At 40.1% G+C, this 11903-nt stretch carries 8 protein-coding genes; 2 read left to right on the top strand and 6 right to left on the bottom strand.

Annotated elements, in window-relative coordinates; translation table 11 throughout:
* Positions 1-268: 268 nt before the first annotated feature.
* The 4 genes from B6N13_RS17020 to B6N13_RS17005 form a co-directional block, all read right to left on the bottom strand.
* A complete protein-coding gene (locus tag B6N13_RS17020; RefSeq protein ID WP_169460070.1) occupies positions 269-1792 on the bottom strand; it encodes an alanine/glycine:cation symporter family protein in 1524 nt (507 codons plus the stop codon).
* Between the two features lie 269 nt (positions 1793-2061).
* Positions 2062-4023: a tripartite tricarboxylate transporter permease gene (locus B6N13_RS17015; protein WP_169460069.1), complete on the bottom strand. Its 1962-nt coding sequence runs from the start codon at positions 4021-4023 to the stop codon at positions 2062-2064.
* A gap of 24 nt (positions 4024-4047) precedes the next feature.
* Entirely contained in the window at positions 4048-5124 is a 1077-nt protein-coding gene (locus B6N13_RS17010) for a tricarboxylate transporter (protein WP_169460068.1), read from the bottom strand.
* A 61-nt stretch (positions 5125-5185) separates the two neighbouring features.
* Positions 5186-6247 (bottom strand): 4-oxalomesaconate tautomerase, encoded by a 1062-nt coding sequence (locus B6N13_RS17005; protein WP_169460067.1) that lies wholly within the window; start codon positions 6245-6247, stop codon positions 5186-5188.
* A gap of 117 nt (positions 6248-6364) precedes the next feature.
* On the opposite strand from B6N13_RS17005, the gene B6N13_RS17000 reads away from it, so the two are divergent.
* Both B6N13_RS17000 and B6N13_RS16995 read left to right on the top strand, forming a co-directional pair.
* The gene (locus B6N13_RS17000; protein ID WP_169460066.1) at positions 6365-7261 is read left to right on the top strand and encodes a LysR family transcriptional regulator; all 897 of its coding nucleotides are present in this window, start codon (positions 6365-6367) and stop codon (positions 7259-7261) included.
* Positions 7262-7390: 129 nt separating this feature from the next.
* Positions 7391-8056: a methyltransferase domain-containing protein gene (locus tag B6N13_RS16995; protein WP_012069617.1), complete on the top strand. Its 666-nt coding sequence runs from the start codon at positions 7391-7393 to the stop codon at positions 8054-8056.
* A 72-nt stretch (positions 8057-8128) separates the two neighbouring features.
* Here the strand turns inward: B6N13_RS16995 and B6N13_RS16990 are convergent, their stop codons facing one another.
* Together B6N13_RS16990 and B6N13_RS16985 are read right to left on the bottom strand one after the other, a co-directional pair.
* The gene (locus B6N13_RS16990) at positions 8129-10093 is read right to left on the bottom strand and encodes an LTA synthase family protein (protein ID WP_169460065.1); all 1965 of its coding nucleotides are present in this window, start codon (positions 10091-10093) and stop codon (positions 8129-8131) included.
* Positions 10094-10182: 89 nt separating this feature from the next.
* Positions 10183-11820: a phosphoethanolamine--lipid A transferase gene (locus B6N13_RS16985; RefSeq protein ID WP_169460064.1), complete on the bottom strand. Its 1638-nt coding sequence runs from the start codon at positions 11818-11820 to the stop codon at positions 10183-10185.
* Between the last annotated feature and the right edge of the window lie 83 nt (positions 11821-11903).

Here is an 11903-nt window from a genome sequence, read left to right as displayed (position 1 = left end):
ACTGGGCTACAAGCCGCCGTTTAAGTACATCTCGATGACCAGTTGGAGAAATGCAGCGAGTCCATTAGCCAGCCACGCGATGCCAAACAAATGGTTCGATGAGCAAGGTTTGGTGAATCTTGAAGAAGTGAGAACGGGGTATGTGTTCAGTGTTTATACTGAATGGAAGTTTGCATGAGCCGTATACGAGGTCCGTACGTACGGTTCTGTGAGAGGGATGAGGCGGCAACGCCTCACCCTACTCGATAAATCAATTTTACTTAAAAGCTTAATGACTATTTTTGTCGGCTGCTTTTTCAGCTTGTTGTTTGTCGTAACGTTTTTCCCAGAATTCTGCCCCTTTGATACCAAGGGCTTTAGGGTTAAAAGTGTAGTCGGTTACACCAGATGCTTTTTGATCTTCGTAATCACGCAATGCTTTCATGGTTGGTTTTGCCATGAAGAAGATGGTGATGATACCAACGATGTTTAACCAAGCCATTAAGCCTACGCCAACGTCACCTAGGTTCCAGATGTAACCTGCAGTATTAACTGTACCGTAAGCTACCATGAACATGATAAGCAGTTTTACGAAGGTTAGTGATACGTTGATTTTCAATGCGCGACGCAGGTAGGCTACGTTAGTTTCAGCAATGTAGTAATACGCCAGAATTGTTGTGAATGCGAAGAAGAACAATGCTATGCCTACAAAGATTGGGCCAGAACTACCAAATACGCTTGCCAGTGCCATTTGAGTGAAGGCTGGAGACGCAATGATAGTAGAAGGATCAACGTTTTGTACGATGAATTGACCGTCAGGCAAAGAACCTTGTACGTTGTATTGTTGCGTGATCAAAATCATCAGAGCGGTAGCTGTACAGATGAATAGAGTATCAACGTAAACAGAGAAAGCTTGAACAAGACCTTGTTGTGCAGGGTGTTGAACTTCTGCTGCAGCGGCTGCATGAGGTCCAGTACCTTGACCGGCTTCATTAGAGTAAACACCGCGTTTTACCCCCCAGCCAATTGCTGCGCCAAAACCTGCTTGGGCAGTGAATGCATCAGAGAAGATTAAGCCGAAAATACTTGGTACTTTATCTAGGTTTAGGAAAACAACGATCAACGCCATCACAATGTAACCAAGCGCCATGAATGGCACGATGATTTGAGTAAAGTTAGCGATACGTTTGATGCCACCAAAGATGATGAATGCCAAAACAACCAAGATAACAGCTAAGGCAACTAATTTAGTTGAACCTACTTCACCAAAAGAGCTTGATACAACAGTGCCTTCACCGAAGATTTGTACAACAGCGTTACCTACAGAGTTTGCTTGAATACCTGGTAAGAAAACACCACAGGCAATAATAGAAGATAAAGCAAACAATACGCCTAACCAACGCCAGCCTAGGCAGCGCTCGAAATAATAAGCTGGGCCACCACGATATTGACCACCTTCGCTGACTTTATAAAGCTGACCTAAAGTGGATTCTGCGTAAGCCGTGCTTGCACCTAAGAAAGCAACGACCCACATCCAAAATATTGCCCCTGGGCCACCAAAGCCAATAGCCGCAGCAACACCTGCAATGTTACCTGTGCCAACACGACCAGATAGCGATACCGCAAGTGCTTGGAAAGAAGAAATGCCTTTGTCCGAATCGTTGGAATTGAACAAAAGTGAACACATTTCTTTGAAATGACGAACTTGAGCAAAACGTGTCAGTATTGAATAAAACAAGCCCGCGCCTAAACATAGATAAATTAGGGCAGGGCTCCAAATGACTCCGTTTAAGAAATCAATGAATGCTTGCATAGATAGTCCTCGATAAGATTAGCTCTTAGAGCTTTTTTAGTTGTTGTATGGATACTAGAGTGCGGCGGTTGTGGGAATTGCCGCTGCTATTATGCGGAATATTACCGTTGGGAATGTAAATTGCGCATGAAAAGTGCACTTAAGTGGGGCAAATTTAACATGAAAAAGAAATGAGATCTATTTGTAAAAGATAGGAGAGGGATATTTCACCAAAAAAAATCCCGATGCAAAGAGAATCGCATCGGGATAGGTTCTAGGCGCTGGAGTACCTAGATAAAGGTTTTGATTGTGCTTAATAGGTAGGGGTCAAAGAGACCTTCAGGGAAATCTACATTCATCACTCTACCAATAGTGACTAAAAATATGACCAAGCAGACAGCGATTGTAGTGGATTTCACATAAGTTGCTTGTGCAATGAATCGTAAGAACAAGAGTGAAAATACAAATGTTGTGGAAATAAAGCCAAATAGGTAATAGCAGTAAGCAATGCCAAAGAATCCAACTATATAGATTAAGTGTGGCGTAAGCTCTGCTGCAGTTTTTGCGTGCGGCACTTTAATGTAGTTACGAATAATCATAATTACGGATAATAGTACTATAGCAATTGCAATAATTGGGAAGGCTTTTGTCAAAGTAGACATATCCCAAACATTGATTAATGCATATGTACCTGAAATAGCAAGTGTCGCGATGATAGCCCAATCAGCCCAAGAAACTGTTTTAAAGTTTTTCTCTTCGGCTTCATCTTTTAATTGTTCAGGTTTGTCTTTTAGCTTTTTCTTCTTAAGAATTGGCGGTAGAACAAAGCCAATAATAATCAAGGCAGCAATGATGATTACCCCTGGACGTGTGAACCAAGAGTAACCGTAAAATTGAATACTTTGGAAGAAATAGTTTTCAGCGCCTGAAGACAAAACGAAACCGATCAAGAAAGCGGGTCTTGGCCAGTTTGCACCCTTCATCATTACGCCGAGAGCTGCCACGACACCTAATAAAATAAAGTCACCTAGACTACGCGTTGCTTGATAAGCAGCGAATAAAATAAGGGTCAAAATAATCGGGGTTAGTACCGAAAATTTGATGTAAGTGAGTAGCGATATTGGGCGTGTAAAACAAATACAGAATAGTGCGCCCAGAATATTGGCCAAAGCAAGAGACCAAATAATGGTATACGTCAGGTCAAGGTGTGTAGATATCATTGAAACGCCAGGTTGAATACCTAGTAACAACATACCACCAAGAAACACCGCAGCCGAACCTGAGCCCGGTACACCAAATAGAATGGTTGGGATCATACTACCAGAAGCACAAGCGTTATTTGCTGACTCTGGTGCGATGACACCGCGAATATCACCTTTACCAAATTGCGACGAGTCTTTACTAGAATTGATGGCAAAACTGTATGTCATCCAATCTACAACTGAACCGCCCAATCCAGGGATAGCGCCAATCAAACTACCGAAAACAGAGGATTTTCCTACTAAAGGTAGGTTAGCAAATACGTCTTTAAAGCCTTGTTTTAGACCATGGCCCAATTTATTTGGTGAGGACGCAATAGCTCGGTTTTGCACCAAAAGACTGATGATTTCAGGTAAGGCAAAAATACCTAAACCAACAACAACCAGTGGAATGCCGTCATAAAGATAATCAATACCTAATGTGAAGCGGAATTCGCCAGTAGCAGGGGCGCCGCCAATAGCACCAATCAGAAGACCAAAGCCACATGCAGCTAGACCTTTAAATACGTTGCCGCCGGATAATGCCGCAACAACACTAAGGCCCAACAGCGTTAACATAAATAGTTCAGCTGATGAGAAGGCTAGAACTACTGGGCGTGCTACTAAAATGAACACACTAAGTACAATAGCCCCAACCACACCACCTATCATTGAAGAAAGGAAAGCGGCGGACAATGCACGAGCCGCTTGGCCTTTTTTCGCTAAAGGAAAACCATCCATGACTGTTGCTTGCGATGAACTTGAACCAGGGATACCCATTAACACAGAGGTAAAGGTATCACCAGTAGGTATTACCGCAACGAGCCCCATCAGCATACCAAGACCAACGGAAGGTTCCATCCCATACAAAAACGGTAAAAGCAATGACATGCCGGCGATGCCGCCAAGTCCGGGAATAATGCCGACCACTAGGCCTACTAGCACACCAGAAATTAGGTATACCATGTGGGTCATTGACATTATTTGATCTAGGGCGCTGAGGAACTCAATCATTAACAATAACTCCTAATTTTAAAACTACAGCTTGTAATCGAATTTCGTTTTTAGCCAGTTGGAAATCCAAGAGTACAACTCAGGAGATACTGTAACTGCTTCGCTTAAGTATTGTGCTGCATCAATACCCATAACGTTTTCATATGGCCCAATTTGAACTTCAGAATCTTTGATAAAAGCAGGGTCTTTTAGCATTTTTTGAATGCCTGTTTGGTATTCCTTCATAACATCGCTTGGTGTATCGGCTGGAATGAATATGACTTTCTGGAAGGCGAAACCAGCTGCTAAGAATTTCTTATAAGCTGTGTATTCCATGCCAGATGGCTCTTTGCCGTATTTCTTAGCGTATACTTCTTCAAACGTAGGTAGATCAGGGAATGCTGGATCTCTAACAATTTTACCTTCTGCGTTAAGAATACCTAGAGAGAATAATGGTACAGCCTTGTTGTTTTGAACAAGATCTAGCACTGAGTTCATATAAGCAGAAGATGTTTGGAAGTCAATTTTTGCTTCACCACGTTCAAATGCAAGACGACCGGCACCACGGCTTTTCATGCCAAACACTGGCTTGATGTCAAGTCCAAGCATTTCAAACGCAAGGAATACAGGTAGTTCTAAACCTGTTGGGCTTTGAGAGCCAAACGGTAAAGTAACACCGTTAAGTTTCGCAATATCATTGGCAGAAGAAACACCTAGATCTGGTTGTACGTATACGACACCACCAGTTGGGCTAGCCATCAACGGAATCCATTTGTCAAAGTTATAGCGAACACGTTTATCCCCTAACATGAATGGATACAGTGTTGATGCTGAAGTTCCTAGGATGTCTTCACCGTTGCTTTTAGCGCGTTGGTAAAAAAGGTTAGTTCCTGTAATAGAGCCGCCACCAGGTTGGTTCTTAATCACTACGGTTGGGTTGCCTTCAATGTTCTTGGTTAGATGTGGTGCAATAAAACGAGCCCATACATCAGTACCACCACCAACACCAAATGGAATTGTCCAGTTGATTGTAGATGGAACTTCGGCAGCTTTTGCTGGCAATGTTAATAGGCAACCAACGGTTAAGATGGAAGCGCCTATAACTTTCGAAAGTTTTTTCATAGAATTCACCTTTCTTGTTTTTATGAATGTTTAATACGTTTATTCTTTTTTGTATTAATAGTTAATTAAGATAAACCGTACCTGAGAGAATTTTTCTTGCAGTACGGATTACCGATACACTATTTAACGCTGATAAATTGTCTTCCTTGCGTTGAGCGCTAAGCTCGATCTTTCCTGAAGGGTGTTCAAGGGTGAAATTGGACTCGGAGTCTTTATCACCAATGAGTTTTGAGGCTACGGTTCCTGGAAGGCAACACGCAGTCACAATAGCGATACTTCCCGTAACAGCTAATGATTTATGGCATTTATGTGGGACAAAGTAGCGAGCATTGATGGTTCCATCAAAACGAGCTGGAGAAAGTAAAATAGGCTTAGGTATAACCGAGTTTGAAACATCACCCATTCCCATTAGTTCACCGGCCTGAAGGCGAATAACTTCTAAACGAGTCATGAATTCTATGTCACTATCTAGTTCCGCTGGTGTTTCATAGCCGGTTTTTCCAAGATCACTTGCTTGGATTAAAACAACCGGTGTCGCAGCATCAATACAAGTAACTTCTATAGAATCGATAATGTTCAAAGCACTACCGGTGGGTAATAACTTACCTGTTTTTGCGCCTTCTACATTCAAAAATGTTAGTTGAATTGGAGCGCCAGGAGAGTTCGTACCACTAATAATAGTGTTGCCAGTATATTCTACTTTGCCTTGTGGTGTTTGTACTGTTGAATGAATAATTTTTCCGGTGTTTAGGTTATGAATGCGTACCGTCGTTGTTCCTTCGCTAGCTGGGAATAAGCCAGTTTCTATGGCGTAAGGCGCAACACCTGCAAGCATATTTCCGCAGTTTGGCGCAAAGTCTACTGTTTTATCCACTATGCCTACTTGAGCAAATAAATAATCAACGTCCGCATCTGGGTGAGTTGAGGCGCCAACCATCGCCACTTTGCTTGTTAAGCTATTTCCTCCACCAATACCATCAAGTTGAAGCTCATGGCCGGATCCCATGATTTTTAACAAAACATCTGCACAGGCATTCCGATCTTGAGGAAGATCGGAGATCTGTAAATAGGGACCTCTAGAGGTGCCGCCACGCATTATGATGCAAGATATGGTTTGTGACATTGTGATAAACCTTTGTTGTTGTAATTGCTTATAGCTAAAGTCTCACAATCTATATTCGTGCATCAAATGCAAAGATAAGTCATAATTGATGTGTAAAACAAATTAATAGGAATAACAATGCATCAAATAGAATTTAAAGATTTGGTTATTTTTATACGTATTGCGGAAACTGGGAATTTTCATGATGCTGCCGAATTGACCTTTTTATCTCAACCTGCTTTGAGTCGGAGAATGCAGAAATTAGAGGCTATTTTAGGCACTCAATTATTTGAGCGAACGACTCGGAAAACTTGGCTAACCTCTGTGGGACGTGAGTTTTTGCCAAAAGCTCGTCGCATGGTAGAGGAATTTGAGCTGTCTGTTTTAGGCATAAAAGACATGGCATCTCAGCAGAAAGGTAAAGTTACTATTGCCTGTATTCCCACCGCTGCATTTTATTTTTTGCCCAGTGTTATTAATGTTTTTAACGAGCGTTATCCGGGGATTCGTATTCAAATTTTAGACGAAAGTGCCAATCATGGTTTGGAGTCGGTTATTCGTGGTGATGCGGATTTTGGTATAAATATGGCCATAGCTCAGCATCCAGAAGTGTCTTTTACACCGCTTCTCGATGATCCATTTGTGGTTTGCTTACGTAAAGACCATCCATTATGCGAGTTGGAAGAAGTGTCTTGGTTAGACATGGAGCCTTACAAATTAATCAGTGTTGGGCGTGCCAGTGGTAACCGAATTTTGTTAGATAAATCTTTAGCAAGGGACCAAGTGCAGTTAAACAGTTTTTATGAAGTGCAGCATCTTTCCACATCACTTGGTTTAGTCGAAATGGGGTTGGGTATATCGATTGTTCCCAAACTGGCGATGCCACTGAGCAGTGCCTCAGTGCTGACTTCCAGACCTCTTAAAGGGCAAAAAATTGACCGCTCGATTGGTCTTGTCAAACGCAGTTCAACATCGGTATCTCCTGCGGCAGATCTATTTATTAATATCTTGTTGGAGCGCTGGTCAGTTAATTAATTTAAGATCAAAGCATGAGGTATTTTAAAAAGGTTAATGAACTAAACTTAGGGGATTTTAAATAATACAGCTAGTATGGTGCTTCAGTTTAATAGCGTTTGCTATTTCCGTGCATTATCTAGGACTTATATGTCTCATTTTCGTGTTCGTTATCAAACTCTTGAATTTGATAAGACCGATATCCATGTGCGAACACTGCGTGATAATCAAGAGTTTTCGGATGATGATAATATTGCGTTAAATCTTGGCATCACATCTGCGGTATGGCCTCTGTTTGGCGTAATTTGGCCATCTGGTGAAGTGCTTGCACACCTCATGTTTGGGCATAAAATCGATGGTTTAAAAATATTAGAAGTTGGTTGTGGTATTGGGCTTGCTAGTCTGGTACTGAATCACAGATTGGCCAATATTACAGCAACAGATTATCATCCTGAAGCAGGCAATTTCCTCAGGCAAAATGCGCTTTTGAATGGCGATCAGCCTATACCTTTTATCAGGGCAAGCTGGCAAGACGCTAGCACAGATTTAGGTAAATACGACTGCATTATCGGTAGTGATATTTTGTATGAACGTTTTCATGTTGATCTATTATCTGCTTTTATTGAAAAACACGCAGCGGAAAATTGTTTAGTTTTGCTGGTGGATCCGGGGCGGGGTCATCATGCTCCTTTCAGTAAAAAAATGGTTCTTTTGGGGTACTCTCATCATCAACGAAAACCTGATGCTACGAATTACCTATCTTCGCCTTTTAAAGGGCAAATTTTGACATATCAGAAGGGTATTGCAGGGATTTAAAATCACTTGCTTTGAAGCATTCTATAGACATAAAAAAGCCGAGTTTTCGCTCGGCATTTTTATGTCCATGACTTATTTGCTTCTGCGCATGTCGTATCTTTTCTCGTTGTAAAGCCAAGTGCCTAGCAGTGGGTGCGCAATAGCTTGGTTTATTAAATCCTCACTAACATCATTGCTTGGTGTTAATGTTAAGTCTTTATAAGTAAAGGTTTTTGGCGATTTTTTCGGCTGCAAAATAACGACTTTGCCATCTTTCAAAAAGGCTTGGTTTTCATTAAATTGCATAATCGCTCGTCCCACATAATCATCATCTACTTTTGTTAAGTCCTGGCCAATCATTGGGTGTTCAGAGTCCACTCCAATTAATGATAACAGTGTTGGTGCCAAGTCTATTTGGCTTGCTACTCTGCTATCACTTTTTGGCTCGATTCCATCGCCAATTATTAAGGCAGGTATATGAAAGCTTGGGATTGGCACTAAATCAGAGCGGGTTGTACGTGCATCATGATCAGCAACTACTAGGAATACCGTATCTTTCCAATAGTCTTCTTGTTTCGCTAATTTGAAAAAATGGCCTATTGCATGGTCGGCGTATTTGACCGCATTCTCACGAGTTGCTTTGGGCGTATTGTAAAGTTCAATTTTGTTGTCAGGGAATTCAAATGGGTCGTGGTTTGATGAGCTGAATACCAAACTGAAAAAAGGTTTCCCTGTCTTAGATTTTGCTACAAAGTCTTGATTGGCTTTGGTGAAAAGATCTTCATCACTCACGCCCCAAGAGCCAACAAACTCAGGGTTCACGAAGTCTTTTTCTTCGATGATGGAGTTGAAGCCGTTACCTAAGAAGAAGGTTTTCATGTTGTCAAAATGAGCGCCACCACCATAGATGAAGTTAGTGTCATAACCTTGTTTACCGAGCAGTTTGGCAATAGTGAAAAAATTGGTTTGTGAATTAGGGAGTTTTACTGTGCTACGCGCGGGAGTAGGAACAAAGCCTGTTACAACTGCTTCAATACCTCGTACTGAACGAGTTCCAGTCGCGTATAAATTGTTGAATGACCATGCTTCAGGTACCAATTTATCGTATTCAGGCGTTAAAGGAAGCCCGCCTAAACTGCCAACAAACTGTGCTCCCAAGCTTTCCTCAAGAATGATAACAAGATTTTTTGGGCGATCAAAATGCTGAGTAGCTTGTTGTATATGTAAAGTAGGAAGGTCTTCCGATGTGAATTGATCTATATTTAGCCCCATTGCTTTATGGATCTCTGCAATGACCCTGTCTTTGCTCATTTTTGGGTACAGTTCAAATGAACTAACTTCATCAGCCATTTGGCTTACGGCGTACATAAGAGAATAAGTCGAGTTAAGGGTTAAGCTGTTTACCAGTGGGTCATTAGTAAATGCCGTATAGCTTGGATTAATTGGTCTGTGCTGCAAGCTTGAACGAGCACCAAGAAATGCTAGGCAGAAGATGATAACGACCAATACAGGGCGTTCGAACCATTTAGGCTGAGGACGGTTGACTATGCTTTGTTTACGAAAAAATTGATATGCCAAAATAACAGTTATAGTGGAAATTACTGATGTTAAAAGCAAAGTGAGCTTATGGCCTTCAAGAAGCATAGAAAATACTTCTTTCGGGTAGAGTAAATATTCTACAAAAAGGCGGTTAGGTCTTAGGCTGTATTCTTCAATAAAAGCAGGCGTTGATGCTTCCATAAAAATCAGCAAAACAAATGTGCATGTTAGCCAGATCCTAGTGAGGAAATCCCAAATACGATTGATATAGGGAATGCCGGAAATAAGTAAACTGATGACCGCAGGTATGCCAATTATGTATGAGATGGAAGCGATATCAATGCGTAAGCCGAAACCAAGTAATGTGATCCAATCGGTAGCACTGCCGATTCGATCATATTTCCAGATCATTAGTAACAAACGACTAAGTGATAAGCAGAGTAGGGTGAGAGCAAAAAAACATAAGTACGGTTTTAGAGGAGATAGAACACGTAATAATGAGCTTTTATTTTTTGGCATATATTATCTCTATAAATTATTATATGTATTCTAATTTATAGTAGACAAGGTAAAAAAAAGGTAAAAAATAATTTGGGTAATTATTCATTCTAATTAATTGCTCTGCATTTTTTGTAAAGATCCAGCTCTTGCTTATAGGCAGATGTTGTCACATCCATGATGCCAAGCAAGGAGTGAAAGATGTAGTCTTGTGAGATGCTAGTGTTTTGAGCTTCATTTTTTAGGCATGCTCGATCAATGTGTTTGGCTTTCTTGAAGTCGTCCGACATCCATAAAATGAGAGGAACTCTTGTTTGATAAATAGGAGCAAATGCGTAGGGTAGTCCGTGTAAAAATACACCATTTTCTCCTAATGATTCGCCGTGATCAGAAAGATATAAGAGGCTGGTGTTATACTGGTCGCTGATACCTTTGAGTTTATCGATAAGTTTACTGATAACAAAATCAGTGTAATGAATAGTATTATCATAAGAGTTTATAATACTTTCGGAAGAGCAATTCTCTACATCATTTCTCTGACAATCAGGAGTGAATTTTTTCTGATCATCTGGATAGCGTTTAAAATAATTTGGCCCATGGCTGCCCATTAAATGAATAAAAATAATTCTATCGCCTTGCATACTTTTTATATCTGAATCTAAATTAGCTAAAAGAGCCATATCGTAACAACTATTACCATTACAGAACTCATTTACTACTTCACGATTTAATGTCATTTTGGTGATGTTATTCGCTACATCTTTGTCACCACCATCATTTTCTTTCCAAAGTAATGAAATGCCTGCTCTTTTGAGAATGTCGATAGCATTATCTTGATGTTTGGCGACAGATTCTTTGTATTCATCTCTTGATAGAGCAGAAAACATGCAAGGTACCGATACTGCGGTTGCCGTTCCGCATGACGCGACATCTTTAAATGAAATTACATCTTGTTTGCTAGTATATTCATTGGTTGGTCTAGGGTAACCATTTAGCTGATAGTTTTGTGAACGCGCTGTTTCGCCAAGTACAAAGAAAAATAGAGTCGGTTTTTGTGATGGATCCTTGGCAGCTTGTTTTGCATCCTCACCAATTTTTTTATAGGTGACAGGGCTGGAAAAATATGTGTTCTTTATGTATTTATAGCTACTTGAAAGGTAGTAAGTGGGGACAATCATTTCTTTTAAGTAGCTGTTTTTTCTACCTATATAGCTCAGATCTTTGAAGTAAAAAAAGATAATGGATAAAATAACAAGGACAGACACGAAGATGGAAAGCAATTTTTTTATCACGCTAATTTCAGGTCTGATTTTTACTAGTGCTACCATTAAAGAAGGGATAACACCTGTGATAACCACCCAGAATACGGAATAAAAACTTAGATAAGAAGCGGCTTCACCAGTATCGGTTTCAAATGCGTTTTGAATCATTCCGTAATCGACTGAGATGCCATAGTTATATATAACATAACTTACAATACTGGATGTTAATAGTAAGAAAATAAAAATTGGCTTAGCGATATAAGGCCAACTAATCAGACTAAATAATATATTTGTTATTAAAAAAATAAAAATTGGCATGCATAAAAAAAGACCAATATTCATTGAGTTTGAACGTTCTAAAGTATCATATAGCTGTAGATAGAATGGGGTATTTATAACTAACGCATAGTATAGGGCAATCAATATCGTTAATTTGAAATATGTAACTTTAATTTTTTTTGATAATGATTCTGATTTCAAATCCATTTTCTCTTTCACTTTTTACTAATTTAACAGTTGCTCTAAGCTTAGTTTCTAATTTATTTATAGCAACTTTTATTTTGTGAATT

It is taken from the genome of Marinomonas sp. UCMA 3892 (genome assembly GCF_012726345.1).
Lineage (GTDB): Bacteria > Pseudomonadota > Gammaproteobacteria > Pseudomonadales > Marinomonadaceae > Marinomonas.
The sequence above is the reverse complement of the archived record's forward strand: the minus strand, read 5'-3'. Positions and strand labels throughout refer to the sequence as shown.

Excerpts from the sequence above, each read along its gene's own strand:
- B6N13_RS16995 (WP_012069617.1), top strand. The coding sequence starts at position 7,391 with ATGTCTCATTTTCGTGTTCGTTATCAAACTCTTGAATTTGATAAGACC.
- B6N13_RS16985 (WP_169460064.1), bottom strand. The coding sequence starts at position 11,820 with ATGGATTTGAAATCAGAATCATTATCAAAAAAAATTAAAGTTACATAT.
- B6N13_RS17020 (WP_169460070.1), bottom strand. The coding sequence starts at position 1,792 with ATGCAAGCATTCATTGATTTCTTAAACGGAGTCATTTGGAGCCCTGCC.
- B6N13_RS16990 (WP_169460065.1), bottom strand. The coding sequence starts at position 10,093 with ATGCCAAAAAATAAAAGCTCATTATTACGTGTTCTATCTCCTCTAAAA.
- B6N13_RS17015 (WP_169460069.1), bottom strand. The coding sequence starts at position 4,023 with ATGATTGAGTTCCTCAGCGCCCTAGATCAAATAATGTCAATGACCCAC.
- B6N13_RS17010 (WP_169460068.1), bottom strand. The coding sequence starts at position 5,124 with ATGAAAAAACTTTCGAAAGTTATAGGCGCTTCCATCTTAACCGTTGGT.
- B6N13_RS17000 (WP_169460066.1), top strand. The coding sequence starts at position 6,365 with ATGCATCAAATAGAATTTAAAGATTTGGTTATTTTTATACGTATTGCG.
- B6N13_RS17005 (WP_169460067.1), bottom strand. The coding sequence starts at position 6,247 with ATGTCACAAACCATATCTTGCATCATAATGCGTGGCGGCACCTCTAGA.